The 24,984-nt window shown below is 37.1% G+C and carries 29 protein-coding genes and 2 pseudogenes; 11 read left to right on the plus strand and 20 right to left on the minus strand.

Translation table 11 applies throughout. The annotated features are described in order from the left end of the window. Positions 1-64: 64 nt before the first annotated feature. On the minus strand, positions 65-631 hold the full coding sequence (locus QPK24_RS12185; RefSeq protein ID WP_285741361.1) for a histidine phosphatase family protein: 567 nt from the start codon (positions 629-631) through the stop codon (positions 65-67). A gap of 619 nt (positions 632-1,250) precedes the next feature. On the opposite strand from QPK24_RS12185, the gene QPK24_RS12190 reads away from it, so the two are divergent. Together QPK24_RS12190 and QPK24_RS12195 are read left to right on the plus strand one after the other, a co-directional pair. After that, a complete protein-coding gene (locus tag QPK24_RS12190; protein ID WP_285741363.1) occupies positions 1,251-2,408 on the plus strand; it encodes a DUF418 domain-containing protein in 1,158 nt (385 codons plus the stop codon). Between the two features lie 64 nt (positions 2,409-2,472). Further along, complete coding sequence (locus tag QPK24_RS12195) at positions 2,473-3,135, plus strand: hypothetical protein (RefSeq protein ID WP_285741365.1); 663 nt, start codon at positions 2,473-2,475, stop codon at positions 3,133-3,135. Between the two features lie 63 nt (positions 3,136-3,198). Here QPK24_RS12195 and QPK24_RS12200 read toward each other — a convergent pair whose 3' ends face one another. Next, on the minus strand, positions 3,199-3,516 hold the full coding sequence (locus QPK24_RS12200; protein WP_285741367.1) for a hypothetical protein: 318 nt from the start codon (positions 3,514-3,516) through the stop codon (positions 3,199-3,201). Between the two features lie 226 nt (positions 3,517-3,742). Between QPK24_RS12200 and QPK24_RS12205 the strand changes: the two genes are divergently transcribed. Together QPK24_RS12205 and QPK24_RS12210 are read left to right on the plus strand one after the other, a co-directional pair. Then, positions 3,743-3,967, plus strand: a complete 225-nt coding sequence (locus QPK24_RS12205; protein ID WP_285741369.1) for a S8 family serine peptidase — start codon at positions 3,743-3,745, stop codon at positions 3,965-3,967. A 14-nt stretch (positions 3,968-3,981) separates the two neighbouring features. After that, positions 3,982-4,911 (plus strand): S8 family peptidase, encoded by a 930-nt coding sequence (locus QPK24_RS12210; RefSeq protein WP_285741372.1) that lies wholly within the window; start codon positions 3,982-3,984, stop codon positions 4,909-4,911. Between the two features lie 211 nt (positions 4,912-5,122). On the opposite strand, the gene QPK24_RS12215 is transcribed toward QPK24_RS12210, so the two are convergent. Continuing rightward, a complete protein-coding gene (locus QPK24_RS12215) occupies positions 5,123-5,257 on the minus strand; it encodes a hypothetical protein (protein ID WP_285741374.1) in 135 nt (44 codons plus the stop codon). Next, positions 5,208-5,402 (minus strand): alcohol dehydrogenase catalytic domain-containing protein, encoded by a 195-nt coding sequence (locus QPK24_RS23590; RefSeq protein WP_407082914.1) that lies wholly within the window; start codon positions 5,400-5,402, stop codon positions 5,208-5,210. Before QPK24_RS23590 ends, QPK24_RS12215 begins: the two co-directional genes overlap by 50 nt. 371 nt (positions 5,403-5,773) lie before the next feature. On the opposite strand from QPK24_RS23590, the gene QPK24_RS12220 reads away from it, so the two are divergent. Further along, on the plus strand, positions 5,774-6,268 hold the full coding sequence (locus tag QPK24_RS12220) for a DUF2243 domain-containing protein (protein ID WP_285741377.1): 495 nt from the start codon (positions 5,774-5,776) through the stop codon (positions 6,266-6,268). A gap of 1 nt (position 6,269) precedes the next feature. Continuing rightward, positions 6,270-7,115 (plus strand): cytochrome c oxidase assembly protein, encoded by an 846-nt coding sequence (locus QPK24_RS12225; RefSeq protein ID WP_285741379.1) that lies wholly within the window; start codon positions 6,270-6,272, stop codon positions 7,113-7,115. A 259-nt stretch (positions 7,116-7,374) separates the two neighbouring features. Here the strand turns inward: QPK24_RS12225 and QPK24_RS12230 are convergent, their stop codons facing one another. Beyond that, positions 7,375-7,848, minus strand: coding sequence for an NUDIX hydrolase (locus tag QPK24_RS12230; protein WP_285741381.1), 474 nt, complete (start codon positions 7,846-7,848; stop codon positions 7,375-7,377). A gap of 86 nt (positions 7,849-7,934) precedes the next feature. Continuing rightward, the gene (locus QPK24_RS12235; protein WP_285741383.1) at positions 7,935-8,402 is read right to left on the minus strand and encodes a GNAT family N-acetyltransferase; all 468 of its coding nucleotides are present in this window, start codon (positions 8,400-8,402) and stop codon (positions 7,935-7,937) included. 575 nt (positions 8,403-8,977) lie between these two features. On the opposite strand from QPK24_RS12235, the gene QPK24_RS12240 reads away from it, so the two are divergent. Further along, on the plus strand, positions 8,978-9,721 hold the full coding sequence (locus QPK24_RS12240) for a hypothetical protein (RefSeq protein ID WP_285741385.1): 744 nt from the start codon (positions 8,978-8,980) through the stop codon (positions 9,719-9,721). A gap of 370 nt (positions 9,722-10,091) precedes the next feature. Here the strand turns inward: QPK24_RS12240 and QPK24_RS12245 are convergent, their stop codons facing one another. The 5 genes from QPK24_RS12245 to QPK24_RS12265 form a co-directional block, all read right to left on the minus strand. After that, complete coding sequence (locus tag QPK24_RS12245) at positions 10,092-10,718, minus strand: type 1 glutamine amidotransferase family protein (RefSeq protein ID WP_285741387.1); 627 nt, start codon at positions 10,716-10,718, stop codon at positions 10,092-10,094. A gap of 108 nt (positions 10,719-10,826) precedes the next feature. Continuing rightward, complete coding sequence (locus QPK24_RS12250) at positions 10,827-11,789, minus strand: helix-turn-helix transcriptional regulator (RefSeq protein WP_285741389.1); 963 nt, start codon at positions 11,787-11,789, stop codon at positions 10,827-10,829. Positions 11,790-11,941: 152 nt separating this feature from the next. Next, entirely contained in the window at positions 11,942-12,148 is a 207-nt protein-coding gene (locus tag QPK24_RS12255) for a DUF5316 family protein (RefSeq protein ID WP_285741391.1), read from the minus strand. 179 nt (positions 12,149-12,327) lie between these two features. After that, positions 12,328-13,209 carry a GNAT family N-acetyltransferase gene (locus QPK24_RS12260; RefSeq protein WP_285741393.1) on the minus strand — a complete coding sequence of 294 codons (882 nt, stop codon included), beginning with the start codon at positions 13,207-13,209 and terminating at the stop codon, positions 12,328-12,330. A 354-nt stretch (positions 13,210-13,563) separates the two neighbouring features. Continuing rightward, positions 13,564-14,403 carry an acyltransferase domain-containing protein gene (locus QPK24_RS12265; RefSeq protein WP_285741396.1) on the minus strand — a complete coding sequence of 280 codons (840 nt, stop codon included), beginning with the start codon at positions 14,401-14,403 and terminating at the stop codon, positions 13,564-13,566. A 581-nt stretch (positions 14,404-14,984) separates the two neighbouring features. Between QPK24_RS12265 and QPK24_RS12270 the strand changes: the two genes are divergently transcribed. Next, positions 14,985-15,932: a hypothetical protein gene (locus QPK24_RS12270; RefSeq protein WP_285741398.1), complete on the plus strand. Its 948-nt coding sequence runs from the start codon at positions 14,985-14,987 to the stop codon at positions 15,930-15,932. A 3-nt stretch (positions 15,933-15,935) separates the two neighbouring features. Then, positions 15,936-16,202, plus strand: a complete 267-nt coding sequence (locus QPK24_RS12275) for a CD3324 family protein (RefSeq protein ID WP_285741401.1) — start codon at positions 15,936-15,938, stop codon at positions 16,200-16,202. Between the two features lie 126 nt (positions 16,203-16,328). Here QPK24_RS12275 and QPK24_RS23595 read toward each other — a convergent pair. The 6 genes and pseudogenes from QPK24_RS23595 to QPK24_RS12300 all read right to left on the minus strand — a co-directional run. After that, positions 16,329-16,403: pseudogene (locus QPK24_RS23595) on the minus strand (hypothetical protein); the annotation flags it as partial. 17 nt (positions 16,404-16,420) lie between these two features. Continuing rightward, positions 16,421-16,978, minus strand: a complete 558-nt coding sequence (locus QPK24_RS12280) for a hypothetical protein (protein WP_285741403.1) — start codon at positions 16,976-16,978, stop codon at positions 16,421-16,423. A gap of 41 nt (positions 16,979-17,019) precedes the next feature. After that, complete coding sequence (locus tag QPK24_RS12285) at positions 17,020-17,199, minus strand: hypothetical protein (protein WP_285741406.1); 180 nt, start codon at positions 17,197-17,199, stop codon at positions 17,020-17,022. Next, entirely contained in the window at positions 17,192-17,743 is a 552-nt protein-coding gene (locus QPK24_RS12290) for a hypothetical protein (protein ID WP_285741408.1), read from the minus strand. The genes QPK24_RS12285 and QPK24_RS12290 overlap by 8 nt, the downstream gene beginning before the upstream one ends. Before the next feature lie 368 nt (positions 17,744-18,111). Further along, entirely contained in the window at positions 18,112-18,606 is a 495-nt protein-coding gene (locus tag QPK24_RS12295; RefSeq protein WP_285741411.1) for a GNAT family N-acetyltransferase, read from the minus strand. A gap of 212 nt (positions 18,607-18,818) precedes the next feature. Further along, the gene (locus QPK24_RS12300; RefSeq protein ID WP_285741413.1) at positions 18,819-19,340 is read right to left on the minus strand and encodes a DinB family protein; all 522 of its coding nucleotides are present in this window, start codon (positions 19,338-19,340) and stop codon (positions 18,819-18,821) included. Between the two features lie 2,333 nt (positions 19,341-21,673). Here QPK24_RS12300 and QPK24_RS23600 point away from each other — a divergent pair. Next, a pseudogene (locus QPK24_RS23600) lies at positions 21,674-21,811 on the plus strand (peptidoglycan-binding domain-containing protein); the annotation flags it as partial. A 116-nt stretch (positions 21,812-21,927) separates the two neighbouring features. After that, positions 21,928-22,539 (plus strand): hypothetical protein, encoded by a 612-nt coding sequence (locus QPK24_RS12310; protein WP_285741418.1) that lies wholly within the window; start codon positions 21,928-21,930, stop codon positions 22,537-22,539. Positions 22,540-22,669: 130 nt separating this feature from the next. On the opposite strand, the gene QPK24_RS12315 is transcribed toward QPK24_RS12310, so the two are convergent. From QPK24_RS12315 to QPK24_RS12325, 3 genes are all read right to left on the minus strand, one after another. Then, complete coding sequence (locus QPK24_RS12315) at positions 22,670-23,026, minus strand: PHP-associated domain-containing protein (protein ID WP_285741420.1); 357 nt, start codon at positions 23,024-23,026, stop codon at positions 22,670-22,672. Then, entirely contained in the window at positions 22,978-23,517 is a 540-nt protein-coding gene (hisJ, locus tag QPK24_RS12320) for a histidinol-phosphatase HisJ (protein WP_285741422.1), read from the minus strand. The genes QPK24_RS12315 and hisJ overlap by 49 nt, the downstream gene beginning before the upstream one ends. 518 nt (positions 23,518-24,035) lie before the next feature. Then, positions 24,036-24,806 carry a nucleotidyltransferase gene (locus QPK24_RS12325; protein WP_285741425.1) on the minus strand — a complete coding sequence of 257 codons (771 nt, stop codon included), beginning with the start codon at positions 24,804-24,806 and terminating at the stop codon, positions 24,036-24,038. Positions 24,807-24,984: the final 178 nt, after the last annotated feature.

Consider the following 24,984-nt stretch of genomic DNA (forward strand, 5'->3'; position numbering starts at 1 on the left):
CTTTTAATATCTACTACTAGTTTCGTTTCAAAAAGACTATTAAACGTCATCAATAGAGGTGCAATCATAGGATTTTCATTTGGTATACCCCTGCCTCACCGAGAAAATCATTTCTGGTCAATCCTTTTTCTCCAAGCAATATCCGATAATTCGTAATCGTACCATCATGTGAAATAATGAATGTTTTTTTACCGCTTTTCCGGGTCCACTCTACTAACTGCTCAGCATATCCTTCAAAAACATCTTGTTCTATCCTATTCACTCCTTCTCTCCAGCAATCTAGATTAAAATCAAGAACTTCAGTATCTCCATAGAGATCTAAAATCTCTGTTTTAGATAGAATCCGATCACATATCAAATCAGGAAATTCAGGGTTCTGAGGAAACATTCTTGGACCAACAAGTGGAGATATTATGAAGTCCATACCCTGTGTTAAAATCGTTGCCGTCTCAATTGTACGTTTAGTAGGACTTACAAGAATTAAATCTTCAGGTTCAATTTTAATATGATCTCGCAGCTGAGCTACTTGGAATTTGCCATACTCTGTAAGACTAGGATGCAGAGTATTCAAACGATCTGGATAATTGTTGAGATGTTCTCCATGACCATGCCGGATAAATATAAACTCCATTTACCATACTCCTCCTAAATTTAAAATCCGATTAAGGTATTCTATTGAGTCTAGTAAGCTATCTTGGCCGTTAGTGAAGCGAAAAAGCAGAACGCAGTATTTAGAGCATTTAGTTGAATTTAAAGTTCCTGTCCTCTTTTGTAGTACCTCTCTATGAAAAGGATTATAATATATAGAATTGTAATTAGAGTTGCCATCTGTGTACCCTTTATCAAACTAACATCTACAAAATAATAACTTATCAGCAAAAGAGCACTAAAATATATACACACATTTAGAAATGGTTTCATAACTTTTAGCCTCCTTGTTTTTATCTACTCTGCGCAATCATTGTTTCGACAACCACTATCCCCCTGTAGATAGTATATCCATAACCCCTGGGTCTATTTTACAATATTTAGCAAGTAAATACCTTTATTATTGGATTGTCCTTCCTTTTGAGTACTAAATACATGTTACACTTTCTGAAGTTTAAGAAACATTAAGGAAGTCTTTAACGTTTAATAGAACGGAACGTATTTCTGAAGACAGAGGTGATTAAATTAATACACATAAAAATCGCGTCCACTTGATCGATGGACTACGAGGGTTCAGTCTTACTGGCATCGTGCTAGCGAATATGCTAATTTTTCAATATGGTCAATTTGGAAGCAGCGAACCGCAGTTGTTCGGAATCAAGGGGATGGACCTTGCTTTCTACTCATTCCTCTCCATCACGGTAGTGGGTAGCTTCATGCCGATTTTCGCGTTTATGTTCGGTTTCGGAATGATGAAACTGTCGGAAAGCTTGAAAGCAAAAGATCTCCGTCCGAAATGTCATCTGAGCCGCCGTTTTATACTGCTGATCGTATTAGGAATATTGCACTCCGTTTTTCTATGGGAGGGGGACATCCTAACGTTTTACGGCGCTACTGGTTTCTTTCTTCTACTGTTTTTAAACCGGAAACCGAAGACTCTATTGGTCTGGGCGGTACTACTATTCACAGGAGCGGGTCTTCTTGGTTTACCTGCTTCAAATCCAGTGGATCAACTGGTTTCTGTGACACCGCATATGCAAAACTATATCTATCAAAGTCAGGATGTATACAGCAGCGGTAATTATGTGGAGATCAAGAATTTCCGTAACAATGCTGATCCGTTTGGTGAGATGGAGGCAAAGGTCTTAATTTTTGCGCTAATACTGGCTCCGCTTATGACTATGCCCATGTTCCTGCTCGGCATGCGGGCTGCCAGACTTAAGACTTTTGATATTCCACAAACGATGAGACGTACCTATTTTGGACGTGCCATGTTTCTGATTCTGATCGGTTTGACACTCAAATCGTATAGCGTACTTACTCCGCAGCTCGGCGTAAAAGGGTGGCCTGGCATGGGAATTGGGGAAACGCTCGGAGGTTCGCTGCTTGCACTTGGTTATATCTATGCTTTTGCTCTGCTGTATACGAGAAGCCACCGCCCAGCTCTCATTGACAGGTTCGAAGCAGTCGGTCGCCTCTCATTGACAAATTACCTGATGCAAAGTGTGATCTGTACGACGATCTATTATGGATATGGTTTTGGACTGTTTGGTCGTGCTGGTGTGTTCGTCGGTGCGGTCATCGCAGTTGCCGTCTATGCTTTTCAATTATGGATTAGTCCTATCTATCTGAAGAAGTTTCGTAGTGGTCCGGTCGAACATGCACTTCGAATTGGGGTCTACCTCTCTTGGAGAGGACAGCCGAGAAAGAAAAAGATGGTGCACCAGAACTCTCGGGAAAGTACGCCTAGCGTCAACTAAAAGTAAAACAGATCCATTTTACCAACTAACTTAAAATTAAATATTTAGTTAGGAGGACTATTATATGAACAAACTCAAACGGAAAGCGGCTCTTGTCATACTTACGACAGTCTTCGTCATTGGTTGTTCTAATACATCTACGGATGCATTAGAACAATCAAGAATACAAGAACTCCGGAAGGACTACCCCCTATCTACGGGAACTGTTCCTTATATAAATATGAGAGATATCCCTTTTAAAGAAATTTTAGACGTTACAGATTCAGTGATCGTTGCAGAAGTTATCAGCCAATTTGCAGATGTCAGTGTAGAATTACCTTCAGAGCCAGGTACTCCCGAAGGTAAACTAGCTGAGAAAGATAAGAGTAGAGGATTTGAGTCTTATAAGCCGATTTTCATAGCGTATGAAGTAACCGTTGATGAAGTAATTATTGGTGATGAAGTGAAAGATACAGCAAATATCATGTATAATTCTGAGTTATCGGAGATGGAGCCACGTTTAAGGCCGGGAATGAAGATTATTGCAGCTGTTAAGAAAATGGCTGGTCCACAGCAAGAAGAAGGAAGTTATTCTTTTACTCGCTATGGTACCTATTATATCGTAGATGATCATTATGTTCTTTCTGCTTTTGATAGTGATTCGGAAGAAATCAGTAGCTTTACAAATATAACGAATGGGAGAACAGTTGATTACTTAAAGAATAAAATGAAAGAACTTTGGAACTAGACACCTTAGAGTATTTTACAACAATTAGATTTTTAAAAATAATAGTTCAAGTTAAATCTTCATTTAAAACGGGTTTTCTCCTTTTATAAAAGGAATAAAAATAATATAGGCAGAGCCAATAAGAAAAAGCCAAAATGCTATAGATTTTATGCGATGCCTGAAAAAGGTGTTATGCTTTTTAACGAACAGACCACGGATCAGGGTGTATAGAAAAAACAATAAGTATGAGACTCCGAACCAATTTTCCCATATGTTTCCCGTGTAACGAATACCATAACCTTCAAGTGTGGGTCTCAATACGGTATCCGTTACGATGAACCCAATGACTAAAAATCCTACTACTTCGACAGTTGTTACAATATATGATTTCCAAATAGACAATCGGTTTCCCTCCTTCTGTTATTTATCCTTATCTAGAATAAAAATAATAATCTCTCCAAACTCCTCATTGTAACAGAATTTTCAGGTTAACTGAACCTCTAGTGCAATGTCACATTATAAGCCACTCCCAATTCTGTCACTAATTTTATAGAGAGTCCAAACTATTTTGCTCCCTTATCCATACAATATTCCGAATCTACTAGATTTCACTAGAGGAGGAGTATGGATGTTGTTATGGTTAGGGCTTTCTATCGCTATCCTTATTATGTACACGATTATTCTCTATCGCTATTTGGATACAAGAGCTGATTCCAAGTTCCACCCCCATGCTAAAAACGAGCTTATTATCAAATTTATGGATGGAATATCGCAGGAGGATATGAATGCACTTCATAAGAAAACAAAATGCGAAATTATGGAATCATACGATGATTTAGGCTTTTCCGGATAACTTCGAAGCGAAAAATGCGCAAAATACTTAAACAATATTCGAAAAGTAAGCTGATTGAATTTGCTGAACCCAATCATAGGTATGAAGCATTTTTCACTCCAAACGACCCGTTCTTCCCAGGTTACCAGTATGGGCCGCAAAGAGTTGAAGCTCCTGCTGCTTGGAACATTACACAAAGTTCGGCGAATATCAGAATCGCCATTGTAGATACAGGTGTTCAGTCGGATCACCCTGAACTTGCAGGAAAGTTGCTACCTGGGTACGACTATGTAGACTGGGATCCTAATACAAGTGATGGTAACGGACACGGAACACATGTGGCGGGAATTGCAGCTGCTGCTACAAATAACGGGGTTGGTATTGCGGGTATGGCTCCCTTTGCTTCTATTATTCCGATCCGTTCCTTAGATAATAACGGAAATGGATTATTGTCGAGTGTGGCTAATGGTATCGTCTTTGCTGCTAATAACGGAGCACATGTGGTTAACCTGAGTCTGGGTTCTTTAGCGAATGATTCATTTCTTCAAGCGGCTGTACAATATGCATGGGACCGAGGAGCAGTCGTTATCGCTTCTGCAGGTAATAGCAATTCCACGATCCCCGTTTATCCCGCCTCTCTTCCCGGAGTCGTTTCTGTTGCATCAACGAATTCTTCGGATGTTAAATCCACCTTTTCCAACTACGGTACATGGGTTGATGTTGCTGCTCCGGGGGAACAAATTTTATCTACCTACACGGGAACCAGCTACGCTTACTTAAGCGGAACATCGATGGCAGCTCCACACGTCTCAGGATTAGCAGCGCTCCTTGCATCTCAAGGTAGAACCAATACGAATGTAAGAGATTGTATTGTTTTTACCTGCGATCCGATACCAGGAACGGGAACCTACTGGACACAGGGGCGAATCAATGCACTTCGAGCTGTGCAGCAGCCTGTACTCTAGAACATAGATAAGCACTAAGGATCATCAAAAAATGATATTAAGAAGTGAACTTTGACCTTTACCTTAAATTAATATCTTTGGTAAAGGTCTTAAACATTTCTTGACTGATGTATAACCAGGGAGTGGATCAAAGCAACTTCATTCGCGTAACTGCACTATGTTTTTCAACGAAACAGCAATGAGTTTATTTATCTGTAGTCAGCTATTTTCCTTAAAACAGGCCTGAATGATAAGGTTCATTTTCCGATTTTATATTTATAATGACCTTGCCAATTGCATGGCCTGCTCCAAAATACTCAAAGGCCTGAGCTGCCTCTTGTAATGAATAACTCAGAAAGATCTCCAAATATCTCGTCTCCTGGTTTGAATCGTTTGACGTGCGTTCCAACTGAAATAACTTTTCCTGCTATATCAGCTCCGAGAATTCTGTATCGTGGCTTGCGAAATGCACAATACGATTCATGAGTGGTATCCCTCTCAGAAGGTCCCAATCCCAGGAGTTTACCGAAGCCGCATAAACCTCGATCAAGACTTCTTTCTCCCTAGGCGTTGGGATTTTTACTTTTTCTAGCCGCAAGACTTTTGGCGTTCCGTAGAAATCATACACCAGGGCATCCATTAAATTAATACACTGCTTGTTGGATGACCCAGGAAACATCTCTTCACCCATCATCATTCTCCATTCGCATAAGGAAAGTAATTAAGTAATTAGTAGTTAGTCTCACATGCTAATCTATCAAGGCGTATGACTCTGAGTTGTTCAGTAATTTTATCTGTGGTTTACCTTATTTCTTTGAGGGTAAGACTATCAATAGATGTATAAAGATGTAAGGATCACTACTACATACAAAGGAGACTAATCATGGGGAATGAGAGAGTAAGGATTCGTAAGTATAACGGTCATCAATACTCGTCCCGTAATTTATGGACTGGAATTTTATTTGGTTTTGGTATTATTGCTTTTATAGATGAGGTGGTGTTTCACCAGCTCCTGCACTGGCATCACTTTTATGATAAGTCCACCAGCGACATTGGCCTTGTATCCGACGGCTTATTCCATGCCTTTAGTTTCTTTGCAACCATTGGATCTTCATTCATGCTTGCTGATCTTAGACGCCGAGATGCTTTCTCGCTAAAAAGGTGGGTTGGGGGCATTTTGCTAGGAGCTGGCTCCTTTCAGCTTTATGACGGTATTATTCAGCATAAAGTGATGCGTTTACACCAGATTCGTTACCATGTTGATATACTTCCATATGATTTGGTATGGAATTTTGCAGCCCTCGTATTATTAATTATAGGAATTGTTATTACGATGCAAGCAAGCCCGAAACGAATCGCTTCGGAAGGAAAAGAATAATATGACTAACCACCATATGAGTCATTCACATAGTGGAATTCTTAGTCTCGGTCCATCTTTGTTGATTCCGGTCTTAATTTCTTTAACAGCATTGGGACTATATCTATATGCTGCCTGGTCATCTAATCAGCGCTTCAGGCAGTGGCCAACTTATCGCTATGCTTGCTTCGGTATCGGTGTATTGTGCTCAGCGTTAGCCATTACTGGTCCGCTCGCTATTTGGGCACACCTAGACTTTAGGGCGCATATGTTAGGCCATTTACTCCTGGGCATGTTAGGACCACTACTTATCGTCTTGTCCTCGCCACTCACACTTGCTCTTCGGACAATGAAAGTTTACTGGGCAAGACGAGTCACCCAATTGCTAAGATCCAGACCCTTATTATTAATAACCCATCCCATATCAGCGGCTGTCCTTAATATCGGTGGACTGTGGCTAATATACGGGACAGGTCTCTATACTGTGATGCAATATAATATGCTTATTCATACTCTGGTTCACTTTCATGTCTTTGCTGCTGGTTACCTCTTTACGGCTTCCATGATCTATACAGAACCTAACCCGCATCGAACCAGCTACACATTGCGGTCTCTTACGATGATCGTGGCCTTTGCAGGTCACGGAATATTGTCGAAGAAGATTTATGCAAATCCTCCTGAAGGAATCCCTCTAGATCAGGGGCAAACAGGTGGTTTACTGATGTATTATGGGGGTGACTTGATCGATCTCGTTTTAATTTTCATATTCTGTCTTCAATGGTTTCGGTCTTGCCATCCTACTTCTGTTACTCATTCCTCTAAACGAATAAGCGAGATCGTCAGAGGGGAACCAAATGAGTTGATTTGAAAATTTTAAAAAATGGACATTTACTCCAGTGATTGGAGAGCGTATTTAGAATATATGCAGTTTATTCTGAAACAGAAGAAATCAGACGACATACGATTACAGAGGCAGCTGGTTATTAACCGGCTGCCTCTGTATTTATAGAGTTAAATGCTCTAGTTCGTCCTTAATCCTCACCATTAACGAAGGATTAGTACCTTTTCAGATCCTAATGAATAACCGAGTCTCATCAAATTCGGCTGGTGGATTGTTTAGCTTTACTTCAATTTATACGTAAAAATTCCATAGGAGAGTTTCTTACAAAATGTTTCTCGATAAACGTAAGAACGTCATCATTACCGGGGATACGAACTCTTTCGATCGCTTCAGTAAATGTCAACCACTCGTATTCACTATGTTCATTGTTTAAAGTCACTTCTTGGCCATCATTCACATATCCCACAAATACCGGCGCAACATAAATGTAGTTTTCATTGGCAGAGTAAAATTGATCATATTTATTTGAATTAAAAAGGGAAACTTCTGTAATACCTGTCTCTTCACGAATCTCTCTTAGCGCAGCTTCCCAAGCTTTTTCCCCTTCTTCAATACCGCCGCCAATATAGCACCATACACCCCTTAATACTGGAGTAGCTCGCTTTAATAACAGCACTTTGTAACCATAAGGTGTGTTTTTAAGTAACACTACTGCAATGCCTTTACATCTCAAAGGAACTTCATGTTGTACTCTGTTCATAATTCCCCCCAAGCCATCAGTCGTTTTAACAGTCTGTCTATTTCCCTATTCTCATTTAATTGGTATGTAGACCTAATCGATCACGACTACAAGACAAACTCAGCGTATACTTCACCCGAAGGATGGATATTCCCTGTCTCAACAAAGCCTAGTGATGAATATAAATTTTTGGATACTACGTTTTCAGGTTTATAGGTAAGTTCAACGACCCTGGCTTTCCCATAAGGAGAGGATTTTGAAAGGTCTATCGCTTTTACCATGGCCTCTTTTCCATACCCTTTGCCTTGGTATTGTTTATCAATCATAAACTTAAAAACGCCATAGCTGCTGTATTCAAAATTTCCATCACCATCGTCATAATACATCATTATAAAACCAACCATTACCTCGTCTTTATAAATCGCATATGTAATAATAATTTGTCCTTCTTTTGAGGCAATATAAGCTTCTGCGAGTGCATGTTGATTAGATGAGATGAAGCATTTCTGTTCCTCTGTAACTTGTAGCTCAATACATTCAATATAGTTATCCCACGTTATTTCTCTAAACTCCACTCATTGAACCCTCCCTGAAAACACCTAATATATAAGAGTTCCATATAGGTTGGGAGTATCCTCTTTCGTGTGAGCTTAATAATCTTCATTAATCCGCTCATCTCAAAGTTAGCTAATTTCTCTATTTCACCCATCTAAATAAGTTTGATACTATGCATACATAATAGTTGTTCTAATATCAATAAGTTAAAATAACAAAAAATTTTAATAGCTAAACTAGGCAATAGACAGACACACAATAAAACAGTTATCATAAATAATAACTATATTTGGAAAAGTATCCTAATACTAATAATACTTATTTTTATGAAAGAAAACATAAGTGGAATTATTGCAGTCGTTTTACTCTAAAATTTTCAATCTATTACTTTCTATGTATATAGGATTTTTTTGATGTGTTTACTGTTGTTTTCCGATCGTTCATATATTCTGCTGCATAGATCTCTAAATTCGTAAGGTAATGTAAAAGGTGTACTTAATGAGTTATTTCTGTATCTTTTTTCTGTGTTATTCCATTTGTTAGGTAGTCATCTATACCTCATAAAAAGAACTTAATGAAGAAATGGAGGTTCATAATGAAAATAATTATCTTCATCTTTATGCTTGGAGTAATATTATCAGGTTGCACGAATAAAGCAGAAGAGAGTAATTCTGCAGTTAACACAAGTGAAATGGAACAAAGTAAATCTACAAGTGCAAAAGAAGTTTCCAACGTCAAGGTGGGCTTGAACCAGAATGTAACCGAAGGAATTGCTATCTATGGTACAAGTGAAAAAGAAACGGGCTATTTTTCTTCTATTATTGTAGAAATAGATAGCGAAACTAAGACCTTCCCTTGGCGCAATATAACCAATCCATCTTTCTATCCAGAGTTGTTGGTCAGTAATATAGACGAAGACAAAGAGGATGAAATTATTCTTATTCTTGCTACTGAAAAAGGCACCAGTGTTCGCCAATCCGAAATTTATGTTCTAAATAGGGATTTTACAGAGATTGAGGTAACTGATCCATTAGATAAATTAGCTGATGTAATAAAATGGGGTTTAAAAAAGAAAGATAATACACGGGAGTATACTATCTCTATTCAAGGAAAAGGAAGAACTTTTAAATTTAATGAAGATGAATCTAGAAGTTGGTCTGACGAACCATTCACAGGAAATATTGTGAGATATGGACTCCATGATGGTTATATTATTGCCGAGATACCAGTTCAAGTATCAGCAGGACATTATATAGGTAACGTAATCGTAAGGTACGGCCTAGTAGAAGGGAAAATCAGGCCTACAAACTATGAATATCAAGAAGAAACTATACTGTAGCTCCTCCAGACTTAATTAACTCGATGCCAGGTAAACGACTAAAAATTAGATTCTAAAATTTGGAAATACTCTTACATTAAACTACTTATCGAAAGGCTATTTTCAAGTATGTTATATTTGACGTTGGTTGCAGCTCTAAAAAATAAAACAGGTGTTGTAGCCTAGAGCATAGGTACTTATGCCTGTTACACTAGTTAATCAACAAGCTACCGCTTCTTACTCAAGATGTTCCCGTTAGCTCATATCATACTTTCGTATTCCTTGATTTAGGAGAGTCAGATATAATAAAATGTTTCCTTCATGTATATTTACCTGACTCACACATATCTTTTATGCTTTCACTCATTTTTACTCTTAAATTCTGATTCCTTCATTGTAATGAATTCATCAGCTCATAATAATATTTAGAATCAGTAGTCTTATTAAGGTTATACCAAGCATCTAACGTTTGTGGAGAAAACACATCCAATGCTTTTAAAATGTGTGTAGAAAATTCCAATGGAGCTATTCCAGATGCTGTGATCAGTTTTCCATCAGTTACAGCCGACTCCATTTTATAATACTTTTCTCCTCTATAAGTAGGACAGATCATTTTAAGGTATTCTAGATCGTTGCTTGTATGCCCATATGAATTTAGTAGTCCCACCTGGGCAAGTCCCATTGTAGCACCACATATCGCAGCAACCCATATACCTTCCCTTAAACATCTCTCAGCGATTTTTAGGATGGGGTGATGACTAGTTTCTGTCCATGTATCTCCACCGGGTAAAATCAATAGATCAGATCTTTCAATGCTGCACTCATCCAATTGGATGTTAGGCAGTATTGTAAGTCCGCCCATTGTAGTTACTGGAGTCTTATCAATTCCCACGGTAACTATTTTGGATGGGGTAAGCCCCTTTTTATAATACCTTCCCGAGTTTAGTTCCGCAGTTAAGTAGCCTATTTCCCAGTCTGCCATTGTGTCAAACACATAAAGATATACTGTATTATTCATTTTAAATTCTCCTTATATTACAATTCATCAAGTGATACCAATCGCCGGTAATCAATGATTATCATCATTATAAAAAGACTTCACTGACATCCGCTGTCAGTGAAGTCTTTAAAGTTGATAAAATTCCATTAACTCTGACACAACTTCAACAAGTTTTCCCTTCAAACTCTGTGGTTCGACTACTTGAATGGATTTCCCGTAGGATAAGAGAAAATTAGGAACATAGGTATGAAGTGTTTTTTCCTCAAGTAAAAAGATTGCTTGATTTGTTGTACGCTCTTTCAGATGATGCCCCAAAAACCAATGCAGGCATAAGTCATCCAATGCTTCTGACCTACCTTCAATAATTAAGGTAATTAATTTGTCCTTGTCGACTAAATCAGCTAATAGATTTCCTAAGAAAAATTCGCGAGCCAAAAATGCTTCGGAACGCTTAAATAGGTTTTGAGTACGCTTGATTTGTAAAATTCGTTCTACCCGAAAGCTGCGCATCTCATTTCTCAGGTGGCAAAATGCAACAATATACCATTTATTGTTCCAGTAGACTATTCCATAGGGATCTATAACCCTAGTCTTGTACTTATCATCACGGCGTGTGCGATATTCAATTTCTACAGAGAACTCGTTTGCTACTGCTTGCTCCAATTCCGCCAAAACTGGCTGAATAGAAGGATCTCCCTTGCGGTTGATAACTTCAAAACCGGCTAAATGACGGTTAAGCACACTTTCCTGTTCCTGATTCGAATACATTTTCAATTTGGATGTCGCATTACCTAAAGCGTCACTCAAAGGGTATCCGGCTTCTTTTGCAAAAACAGTAGCATGAAGAAGTGCTTTTTTTTCTTCCATATCAAATAGCAGAGGTGCTCTGATAAAATTATTCAGCAAGCTATATCCACCGTTATGACCCGTGTCGGATATTATAGGCACTCCACTGGCACATAACGCATCAATATACCGATAAACTGTCCTAATATTTATTTCTAACTTTTCGGATATTTGTTTTGCGGTCATTTTAACGCCCGAATTCAGCATCCATAGAATTGCCAGCATATTATCGTTTTTTGGCATCACATATACCTCATCTTTATTAGGATTGCTCTTTCTGCTTTACCACGACTGTTATTCATTTGACCGAGTAAGGTTTAAACTTAGCTTCCCAATAACTCATAGAAAAAGCAACCCGTTTATTAATCGGTTGCTTACTTTTTCTATTTTTTTCTTTAACCTAATAAATAAATCAATCCAGCAACTGCAAACGAAATGATTCCTGCTAAAGTAGACCATGTAGCAACTTTCTTCATCATGTCAAGATCTTCCGTAGGCTTTGAATTAAAATTACCTCTTTGTTGGTAATCAGTCGTCCAAGATCTAATGCAAAGACCAGAAACAAGAATGAGAATGATCCCTAAATAGATGAAAAAATTCATAATTGATCTTCCTTCCCATTCACCTTAGTTATAAATATAACGATTATTACAGGGAAAAGTTGTAATTGAAGAAGTGAAGTACCTCTTAAGTTATCCTGCTGATTAGCAAAAAGGGGCAGATGCCAACTGGCAAGCTGCTCCCTTTTTTTTAAAACTAACGTTTTATCGTTAGTTTAGCACTACGCATGAGCCAATTTAGGTATACAAAATGCAGGCAGCTTTCCTAAATCAGAAAGTGATTTTATAAACAAGACATCCTCATTCTTGCCGAAAGGTTCTGTATACACTTTCTCAATAATTTGGTCTGGGGTGAAGTGGAACCGAATCTGTCTTGTTTGTTCCGTTGTAATCCGTGAAACCAACGCTTCAACGTCTACCTCTTTGTCGCTAACAATATCATATAAATGCATCAAATCGCCTTCATGCTCAAAAACTATGATGGCATCGTCAGTGTGGGAATAATAAAGGCATTCAGGATATACGTTTAAAGCGTAAAATTGAAATAACCCTTCGGTGTTAGTAACACCAAAATGTTTTGAAATCGGGTTACGGGAACTAATCTTCTTTTTAATTAAATTCCAATGCTCTTCCCTGGAAACATCCAGCTTATCCAGTGATATTATATTAGCTTGAGGTTCATCAGGTATATTTAAGTGAAATTGGTGTTCAGGGAAGGGAGCAAATCCAAACTTGGGATAAAATTCGAGTACGGTTCTGTTCGCAAATAAGAAAAACAAGTCGCATGTGTCTTCGTATGTATCCAATACATGCTCCATTAGTTGTTTCGACAATCCCTTACCCCGATGCTCAGGATGAGTCATTACAGTTCCGATCTGTAGAGCCCGTATGGATTCACCATTAATGACCAAGCTCATTTTGCTTACTGAAACATTCGCAATGACCTCGTCATCGGCAATAAATGAATGGCAAATATAACGGTCGTCCCAGGCTCCTTTTTGGTACCATGCTTCAAACTCAATACCAAATACTAGCTTGGAAAGTCGATTGAAGCTTCCTCGGTACCCATCATGGTTTCTGTAGTCATTACTATTTATCATCATCGAAGAGTGTTGTCCTTTCTAAGTAGAAAAATGATTTATTACATGCTCCGCTATGTAATTCCCCGCAAAGAACATTCCCTTAACCAATCTATAGATCATAGCTTAATCTTACTATTTAAAACCAGATTCCGGAAAGTAAAGAATAATTATAATCAATCTAAACTACCTGTGGTAACTTCAATTTATATCTGCCAACGCAAGTTCCATATAGAAATTAAATTAATATTCAAAAGACATCCCCATCTTCGTCTCTCTCACCATTTTCTATAAAACCAAGTGACGTTTAAAGTTTCTTTGCTACTTGTTTTCCTCTCCATAGATACTATTTTCGAAGCATCACCATGCGGGAAAGTCTTAATCTTCTTCCAGCCTAACGCCTTTCCAGGGGTCTTCGTGCAATCTTCCATAGGCTGCGCCAATGCTACCGCCTTCTAACAGGCAGGCTTTAATTTTTTTCTGTAAGGATGTATTTTGCGGAAGTTCGTGTATTGGAATATCAGTCCTTCCATAAACCCATCTAATAGAGCTGTCGTTCGTATCATCTACACGTATCAAGTCGAATGCCTTCTGAAAGCCGATAATATTCGAGTTTTTAGACAGCAGCTTAGCAAGGACAGGAGAAAGCAGCCAAGAATCACACACCATATCGGACTGACCATACTCCGGAAAATATTTTGCAAAAAATCCCCTAGCATCCTCATATGACTTCCGCAAACTATCGAGCCTCATATCTGCATCTGCGGGGATATGTATATTTATTATCTTCTTCTCTTCCTGCTCGATCATTTCATATTCAAGAGCACCGATACGGAATTCGCGAAGTGAAATCTGTCTTGGAAACCACCATCCCCACGTGAATGCATATGTCCCATATACCTCGTAATGTTCCTCAATAAATCTGGTACAGAACTTTATCGTATCCACAAAAATGGTCTCGCTGATTCCTCTTTTTTCGTATTCCCTATGTGTCTCTACTGCACGCAGAAGCATAAAAGTGAGCATTTTGCTCCCATCTGGATCATTTCCCAGAACCGCCGCTATTTCTTTAACTCCCTTTTCCCAGTCAGATGGATCATATAGGGCAGCAAAAAAAGGCTTTACTGCTTTCTCATCGAATTCGCCTGCAAAGTCAAGCACAGCTCTTTTCATTTGATCCGGTAAGCAAATACGCTCACACACTTCTTCTATAGTCATATTTATATTCTCCTCCATCAGACAAAAGAAACAGCTAATTAATTTAGGACCGTATCCAACTGGATCACGGTTACAAATTCGCCTCTTAAAGTTGTCTCTTTTCTTGATAAAAATAAAATTCGTATGATTTACTCCTGAAAGGTATACTTCTTCTGCTCTCATTTCTTACCTTTAACTCTATTTTATTCTAGTAAAAAGTGCAATGATTTAGTCTTCAATGCGGGTAACATTCGATTAATGCTTTTCAACTAACTTAAGGTTTCTTTAGTCCCATTATTGTGTTCTTCAGCGATTCTTTTCTTGGATGGAATGAAGTGGCGGATTATTCTTTTAAAGTAAGGTCTACTCTATCATAACTCTCCGTATAACTGCCCAATAGCTTTAAAAAACAACCCGTCTTTTGAGCGGTTACTGACTTTTTCTTATTAAACTATCGTTGTAATTATTGATACAGGGGAGCTATAACATAGCTCTGTACCCTGCCTTTTTTAAAGCAACAATCGGCTAAGTTTTTTGTAAAAATTCTTAGTATTTCAAATATAGTAATAAATTGACATAATAAAATCGAAGGAGATGATAAAATGAATAATTCAAATGTGGTAAGACAGCTTTCCGAAAATGATAATTTTGATTTATTGCTCAGCCTAATCAATCAGACAGCAAACAGATATAATCCGGATCCAAAGTTTTTAGGCATAGGTATGACAGTTAGTGAACTCAAAGATAGTTATTTTTCTTCTGGCACCAATAAAGAAGGATATGTTGTTGAAAAAGAAGGTAAGGTGATTGCAGTGATGGGAGTTTCTTTATCAGAAGTAACGTCGAATGGTTATATCGAATTTGGTGTGGCTGAGGGACATGAAGAGGTTCTAAGAGGTTTGACTGATAAATGTTCTTCCATAGTGAATCAAAAAGGTGGAAAAAAACTCTTCCGATTTGCCTCTAGTAAATTTGGTCAGATCAGAAATAGAGAAATTACTTTGTGGGAACAGTTGGGCTTTAACTCAGAAGAGTTCTCAGATATTATAATATCCCTTGATTTAAGGGATTGGAATGTGCCAGATGATTTTCATAATGAAAATATCTATCCTGCTACTGATATGGAACTTTCCGATATTAGGCAGATATTAATTGATGATGAAGAAGAATTGATAGCAGAATTAGTCAGTAAGCAATTTGTTACTAAAAGCCCAGATCAGATCGTCCTTACCATGATGGATAAAGAGACCAAGGAACTGGTTGGTATCGCTTATTATAGAGTTATTATAGCCAATGAAGGTAGCAATAATGAGTTTTTCGATGCTTCTGGCTTTGGAATCCACTTTAGACCCAGATATCAGTTAGATAAGAGTGAAAAGGAAAGATTGCTTCATGCTTCCTTACTTTCTATGAAGCAATTAGGTATTTATCATGTATATTCACGCATCACTTTAAAGAATTTTGAGATTTTCTCCATGCTCATTCGTGAAGGATTTGACGATCCTGGCATTGATCAAAATTGTACAGTTCTTTTGTTTAAAACGGTATAACAAATGAGAAAATACGTGAATGCTCGGGAAGTTTTACCTGAAAGTTTAATAAAGGAAATTCAAAAATATGTGAAGGGACAACATATCTATATTCCTCAAACAGAACGACAAACTTGGGGGGAATCAACTGGGATACGTCAGGAATTGGAACGACGAAATGAAGAAATTGTGCGCAGATTTGAATCAGGTATAAGTATACAGCAGTTATCCAAAGTGTTTCATTTAAGTGAAGACAGAATAAGAGGGATTATTTACGAGAGACAGACCTAGTTATCATTTATAACGAACCTAATGGGCTATGATATTCAACAAAAGAGAAGTTAAATTAAAGAAACCACTCCATTGTGAGCAGTGGTTTCTTCCTTTATACACGGATATATATCTTATGGCGGAACTCTAGTTTGTGCTTTGGTCACTCTCCAAAAACCAATCCCATCCAGTTCCTATTTGTTCTGGAGAGTGGGCATCTGATCCATAAAACGCATAGCTTAATTAATGGATTGCTCTGCTTCATAATGAAATATACGCTTACCGTCTTTATCAAAACCATTCAAGATAAATCCAGGTTGAACGTTACTATATTTATCCTGTAATGCAAACCATAGTTTAGTTCCATCACGTAGTTCGACTATTTCAGCATATTTATCAACATTTTTACTCATTCCTACACTTTTAATATGGAGTCTGGAAATCGACTGTTCTCTTACTATGCCAATGTAAAACTGATACTGCGTCTCCTCTTCCTTAGCATTCAAGTTAACCCAACTCCAAGTAACATCTGTCTCGTTAGAAAGAAGCGACACGCCTCCTCCAAAGCTCCATTTATATTTGTTCCCGACTTTATAAACAATTCCAGCATCTACCCCTCCATTAGGATTTTCATATATTAAAATAGTGCTATGATTCAGTTCTTGCTTATAAAGAATCTGTTTATTTTGAATTCCTTCACTTCGTATAGTTGCCTCAATTGATTTGTATCCGTTATCTGTACAACCAGATAATAAGAGGATTAAACTCAAAGCCAACAAAGATATCACTTTTTTCATAAGGATCCACCTTTCATTGATACGACGTAACGTTAATACACTTATATATTGAACGCTAAAATCAAAGGAATGTTCTGCTTAATCTCCCCGTTTACATAACGAAAAGGGAACAGTTGCCAAATGGCAAGCTGCTCCCTGCTATTATCAATTAATGTTTTTTCGTTATATTGAATATCAGTTTCATGAAGCACAAACTTATAATATGCCCTTACTTTAGTCATAACCCCCTTCGGCTTCAGGCAAAGTTTTATATGCCTCCAACCCCTCAACCATGTGCTGGATGTAGTTTCTTAATTCTCGTAATTGATTTGCGTCCTCCGTTATTCCGCACTTTTGGTCTGTCCACGAAAATGTCTTTGTTTCGCCACCCACCGTTACTTTCCATAAATCTTCGTTGCTTGGCGTTTGGAAACAATTACCTTTCTTTGATAATTCTTTCGGTCCCATTATGTCTATCGTTTTCATTTTGTCATATATGTCACGTAATTCATCGGCGGTAAATAGGATCTCTGCTGTTGCCGAGCCCTTAATAATCAAATCTTTTGTTACTGTTCCCTCATAAGTGTCTATTACATTTTTAGTTACATCACCATAACCGAAACTAACCATGAAATTAAAATCGGTTGGCATTTCTAATGGCATTTCGGTTTCTTGCTTAACAGCCTCTGCCAATTTCTTGTTGTTCTCCATGTTAGAAGCAGAATTATTAGAACATCCTGTGATCATCCACAATAAAAGAAGCAACGTACACAATATCCCTTTCATTACACATCCCCTCCCCCGCTAATGTTACAACGTTAATTGGATGGAATTGGTTGCAATAATCTGCCGGTATGCTTAACCTCTCTAATTACTCACTTTTCCAGAACTCGTGCTGAAGCGAAAGACTAGCATTTCTAAAGCATCAGGATGATGCCCAAGTTCTTCGGAGTATTTCCCGTTGGTACATGTGTGAAGTGTTCTACGACAGAAACGTTTCGCACGTTCGTTTGTTCGGTGGGATTTGTTAGCGCTTCCTATTGCCCTGGAATTTCTCCATTAATCTGTCGCACCGCTTCTTCTCCAATACCCTTTCCCCAATAATTAGGTTGGAAGAAATCATTCATGTAATAATCGATATAGTGAGGACATGTTTAAAAGTAATCGGGGATATCAAGTGATATGGAGTCGATATCATTTTCTTTTGAGTAATACATACAAACACTGTCTTTATATTTTTGACTATTATTAGGTAGTATAATAAAACCTAATTTTTTGTAAAATTCTATCCCAATATCACTATAAAGGAATATGTTGTTACCGTTTTCTTCTTGTTCTAATTTATTTATCATTTCTTTGACCAATAAAGAAGCATATCCATTTTTTCTTAAATATACAGGTGTAGCGATTGAACCAATCCCTTTTACAATTTGGGATTCAGAAAGATTTAGTTCATATACGATGAGGGAACTTAATAGTTGCTTGGTATCTGTTGCTTCAAGAACGTACCAGGTTCCCTTTTTATACTTATTGGAAGCCTGGCACATAGTTATATATTCTTCATATGGCAGATTATCTCCCCAAGCATCATAGCCCATCTTATAAATTTCTATCATTTCCTCTTTTGTTGCTCTCCTAATTTTTAACAAAGTACCTCTCCTTCTGTTTATGCAGTTATACATTCTTTTCGACATTTAGCTTATCAGGAGCTGTATTCTTCTGAGGTTAAATTTTCCGTTAGTTGAATGATCAGTTCCCCCTAAATATGTTGTTAGATGATGTCGATGTTTTTTTGCCATTATAAAATGACACTCACAGTTCTAATTTGCATAGTTCCTTCCCTAAAGATAGATCGTTCTTTCTACGTATGATTCAAATATTTAGATTTAATAATATTTATGTGATGTGTTTCATGTCCTGCAATGATATAAACTATCGCGCGTACGGAAAATATGTGATCATTAAATTCTCCTTCTCTAGTGAAAGCCTCTTCAGGAAGATTATCGATTAAACAAGCTGTAGAATTTCGTACTGCAGCATAATCATTGAGCACTTTACTTAGAGGTAATTTATCATAAGACGACATCTCAGCAAATACATCACGATCATACCCTGGTAACTCTCGTACATCACTACGTGCTATACGTAATATTCTATAGCTGAACAATCTTTCAACGTCAGCTATGTGCCCTATAACTGTTTTTATTGACCATTTATCTGGAGCATATCGAAAGTTAGCATTTTCCTCAGTAAGTTTGTTTAGTATAAATATATTTTCTTCAATTTGCTCTCGTAAAATGCTGATAATGTTTCCTTCTGGAACTAAATCTATGTATTTCTTAACTAATGGCAAATATTCACTCTTACCTGGTCTTGTGATCATATTTCTCCTCTTTGTAAGTAGGTATTCCAAATGAAGTTGGAATACCTACTTTTCAAAACATTTTTATACAGTTTGTTTCTGTCTGTTCAACTCTCTACGTAGCTTTCCCCTAAATCCTAAATTCACTGTAGAAACAGCTTTATCAGCAGTTTTCGCGTTTACTGAGCTACATTTCTTGCAGACTGGCATTGTCTTACCGTCTGAGTTAGTCGCAGAATAAAGCAACTTTATTCTAGTCGAGAGGCAAATTGGGCAGGTACCTCTACCTTTAGAAGGTGTATTCCATAAGCTTTTACCGCGTTTCGTTTTAGCCATTATAGCTCCTTTCGATATCGAGAGACATGTTATAAATTCCTGTTTATGTTAAAACTTTTGTTGTACTTTAATGATACTAAATAAGCATATCAATTATGAAGGTAAAGAATAATTATGCTTAAATTATCCTTAAAGAAAAAGCAGCCGGTCTTTTGAGCGGCTGCTTACTTATTCATAACGAACTAACGTTTTCTCGTTAGTTTAGTCCCTTGAAAATTAACTATTCTAAAATGACATAGTTCGAAATAATAAAATACATCCCTAAAATGATTACAGAAAATACTATAATATTAAAGATTAGCACATTAACTGATCTTCTATTCTTGTAAAAAGCGACTGCTATCAAACTTAAAATTAATGATAATATTGAAAATGTAATGCTAAGTACAGTAAATAAAAACATTGATAAGAATGCAATTATTCCAAAAATATATGAGGCTCGAATTATGCCCCAGTTCGCTTCCCTTTGACCTTTCATGGGTACCTCACACCTAACCTCAAAAATGCATCCTTATTTCGCCATATTTGGAAATTGAATTTCTGTTAACTCAAAAAAAACAGCCGGATTTTTAATCGGCTGCTTACTTATTCATTAATCAACTAACGTTTTTTCTGTTAGCTCAATGCGTATTCATCCATAAATATGCGGATGCCAATCTTTGCACCAAGTTTATTTAACATTTTTCCCCCATTCTTTAGAACAGAACATTTTAAATAAATTTGTGAGGCTGTATCTCTCAGCAAAGTTCGTTTCTATAAGTATAACATTGGTGTTTTAATACCTTATATTCATCCCAAATACAAACAACGCCCACACCGATATGGGTATCGATAAAATTACAAACAACGTATATATAACTTTCTTCACACTACTGCCTTTAGTATCTTTCTTAATGGCAGAAACAGCTATAAGTATATACATCACCACAAAGAAGAACCAACTCAAGTAAGTTGACCACACTAATGCCTCGGGACTACCGAAACCTGTTTTATCAAACATAGACATATAAGCAACCTTTTGAGCACTCGCCCCTAAAAGTGAAGCTACGACAAACATTACACATATAGACGTTATTCGTCCCCTCATAAACACTCTCCCTTTCACTTCATCTTAGCATATAAACTGGTCTGTTATCAAAGATAAATACAATTTTATTTTAATAATGTCTAAAATCCGGTGTTTTGTGAATATGTTAGAACGGCTGCACACAAAAGTTGCCTAGTAATTGAAAGCTAGACTATGAAAATGAGAGTTCGTATCTTTGGGAAATAACCCTCCTTTGCTCCATTTTAGAGTTAATCGAAAAAAAGCAAAATCAGCGTTTACGGCTGATTTTGCCCAAAAATAGAGTTTGCTTTATTCGTCGTCCTGGAGATCGTTTTCTCAGCTAAAGCAACTGAAAAGACTCGTTCAGGTGTGACGCTAGTTTATTTTTTTTATTTCAATGTAATTGTACTTTTTTTAGTAACAAAATCCATTTACAGAAGTTTTCTTATAATTTTTTTGCAAGACAAAAAAAGAACTCAATCCGCTTAAAGATATAAAAGAGCATAAGGGAAAACTGACCCCACTTTCAGTGTGGTATTAGGCAGAGCCTAACGTTCAGCCTAATACCGATTTTAATTCTAATTTAAAAGTGTCTACTACAACTCGGTGAAAATAATCTACGAACATTGCACTGTCCTGCCGGTTAGTTAAAAAGACGACATCCATTGATGCTGGTTGCCGTATCTTCTTATTTATAGAGCTATTGTTTTTCCGATAGATATAACTTTTATTGCTTTCACGTGTTTCTAATATATGAAACTATTAGCACAGCTTATTCCATTGGACCTATTAGGGTTCCTCGTTATCGGCGGGTATAGCTTCTGCAAGCGCAGCAGTGGATTTTCCTGGTTTCCCTACACTTAAGGTGGAAATAGTGGTGGTTATGTAAAGGCGTTTTAATTTGTAATGCTTGAGGTTACAATCTACAGTCGGAAGTATCGATGGCGGTTTCTGAACAAGTACGTTTAACGCGGTAAAAAGCTCTCAAAGTAGTCACAAACTAACAACTGACGGTATAGTTGGTTCAGTGACATGGAATAAGATGAGTTTCTATACTACTGTAGAGGTTGCTGATGTAAGTTTCTCTTTATGGACAGGGAAAGCTTAACATATTGGGCGATTTACGCTAACAAAAATAACAAAGCTAATTATTCCTATCAATTATTGAATAAGAGTAATAATACCGTCGTTAACTCTGGTAGCCTTTATTAAGGAGGAGGAAAAATGAAAAAAACATTATTTGTTGCAACCGTGGCCACTATTCTTGCAAGTGGAGGATTCATCTACCATTCTTACGCTGATGGGGATAGCAGTGCACAAACACAAGCTACAACAAGCTCAGTAGTAACTAAGCAAGAAGGTCAGTCTTCGCAAGTTGTAAACAATGACGCAACAGTAAATCAAGATACTCAACTGGAAGGGACTGTGGATCTTTCCACAGTGTCGGCTAATGAAATCTTTATCCCTAAATCTGTTCCAGATATATCTTCTGTCACTAAGAGTAATGTATTTCTAACCGAAGGTGAAATATATGCAAGGAAAACAGATATTGGGCTTCAGCTCCGGACATTTTATAACACTCAATCTGGTAGTGAAATTCTCTTTACTCAAGTACCAGCTACTCTAACTGATGAAAAAACTATTGCAAGTTTAGAAAACTCCTATCATCTGGAACAAGTACAGGTAACCAAAATTAATGATTACACTGCTGCCTATGTAGACGGGGAGAATAGAAAAGTCGTTCATTTGATGACATCGGATCATTTCTATACTGCCTCTACAATAACAGGTACTCTTGATGATATCATGAATGTTATTGGTCAAATTAAAGAATAATTGAGTCACCTCCATAAAAGCCAAAGTAACCGACAACCTAACTTTGGCTTTTAAATACTGACTGGCTAGAGCGCCATATTAAAACTAGAGCATAGACCTCTTATTCTTTTTATATGTATTACATAAACAGTTAAAGGAAGGGAGATGGGAACGTTTTTCCGTTAGCGTAATGCTCACCCTCCACAAACCAATCCCATCCAGTTCCTATGTGTTCTGGATAATGGGCATCTGATCCATATATGCATGAAATACCATGTTGCCTACATTTTAACAAGAACCACTCTGGTACATAGGGGTTTCCACATGTTAATACTCTTAATCCTGCCGTATTCACGTCAAGTCCCACATTCATTTTATATAGGAGTGATATAATTTTTTCCAAGCGATTTTTAACTTGTCCTTCATCTATTTCAGGTAATACGTTTTTAAATTTTACAATTAGATTAATATGTCCAATTCGTTTCCTATAGAGAATTGAGATATCCACCTAATAGCTTCTTCAATATAATTAAAGTACTCATCCACAACCCTCTCCATCGTTCCGTAATATTTTAATATATTCTCTCTGAAATAATCTGGTTGATAATCAATTAATCTCATTCCATTTGATCCGGGTATATAGTGCACAGAATAAATAATGTCTTCTAACTCTTGACCAAAGTCATATATTATTTTCTCCGTAAAATCGAGTTTTCCCGGTAAGTAATCTAGTTCTAAACCAACTGTAACATCTATCTTTCCAATATAATTTTGCTTATAACGCTTGGCATGTTCGATATACAAAGAGAGTTCACTATATGGCATTGCAAGTCTTTTGTATAATGAAGGATCATCTAGCCAATTTAATGGTAAAGGGGCATGTTCACTCAGCGTGTAACGTTCAAATCCTAATTTAATTGCTCGTTCTAAATATTCTTCTTGTGCAATACCACTACCATGATAACAGTAAGGAGTATGTGTATGACCGTCCCATTTCAATGCAGATCCCTCCTTAATCCAATTTCAGATACTTTTTCACTATCTTTTAGTAGAGTTGAAGACACGCAAGATACCACTTCTTCCTAATGAAACATTGTTATTTCTTTGTATATATAGCGTAAGAAGTTGTACCGAGATTTAAAGGTCTTAGTACGTCAGAAGTTATCACTCAAAAATTTGATAAGTATTAAAAAGAAAAGAACTGATCACTATAAATATATAAACACTCACTACAATTAGAAAATTTTAAATTATTTCACTTATTCTATCAATTACTCCTAGAATGCTATCTTGCCGGTTGGCTTAATAAAATAAGGGGGCAGTTACCAACTGGCAAGCTGCTCCCTGCTATTTTCTACTACCGTTCTTTCGCAAGCTCAATAGTCTTATGTTTTAATTAGAGTCGCTACTAATAGTTGTGAGGCTTGCCGACACTTAATGCAGTGACGTCTTGACGGGCTTCAGAAGCTGAATGAGGCCACTCGCTTCTCAGAGTCGCCCGAAGCGTCAATATGTTGTTAGTCGAAGGAAGTTCTGGAGTCAGCCATTGCATTTAAGGCGTTCTCAAAATAGCTATATACTTCATCTGCAACTCCCAGAAACTCTTCGACAAGTACATCATTACCATCCGAGTAACAATCATACAGATACTCAACTAAAGCGAAGTCAATCTCACAATAGTTTAATATGGCATTCTTCATCGTACTAATGTCATCTTGCCATACACCTGTATCTTCTAAAACTAAAGAGTATAATGCACGAATTAATCTCTTAGAGTAACCTTTGATATATCTAGTTTTCAACATATTATCAGTAGCATTAGAAAGTGCACGATGTATACGATTCACTTCCTCCTTGGTCTCTCTATTTAAGTCTAAAATGAACTCTGAAGAAATAACGATTGGCGGTACTTTCTCACCAATGTCATGACCATACATGCAAACACAAATGATCTTAACCCAAAAACCCCACTCATTTGGTTTACTTAATACATCGTCAATCGAGCAAATTGTCGTATCAATTTTAGCTAATACTGGATATTTTTTTAGAAAAATATCATTAATATTTGATAATCTTTCGTAATCAATATCTTTGGGATTAACACATACAATAGTAAAGTCTGCATCTGACTTAAAAGGTTTAGCCGTTCCTTTTGGAATCGAGCCACACATATAAATGCTATGAATTTTACCTTTAAATTCGGTGAGTATATTATCTATATACTTATCAACAAAATCCTTATATTCACTTTGTATTTCAATTCTATTTATAACTTTTTCTAATATCATATAAACTCCTCCCAAAATAAAAAACGCCCCAAAGCCAAATGCTCTGGGACGATATTAATCGCGGTACCACCCAGGTTGCTGTATTTTCACACAGCCACCTTAATTGACTATAACGGGTCAAACCGATGGGTATTAGCCATACTCTGGAACTGGCATTTTCAATCAGCACTCTAGGGTT

It is taken from the genome of Paenibacillus polygoni (assembly GCF_030263935.1).
Taxonomy (GTDB): domain Bacteria; phylum Bacillota; class Bacilli; order Paenibacillales; family Paenibacillaceae; genus Paenibacillus; species Paenibacillus polygoni.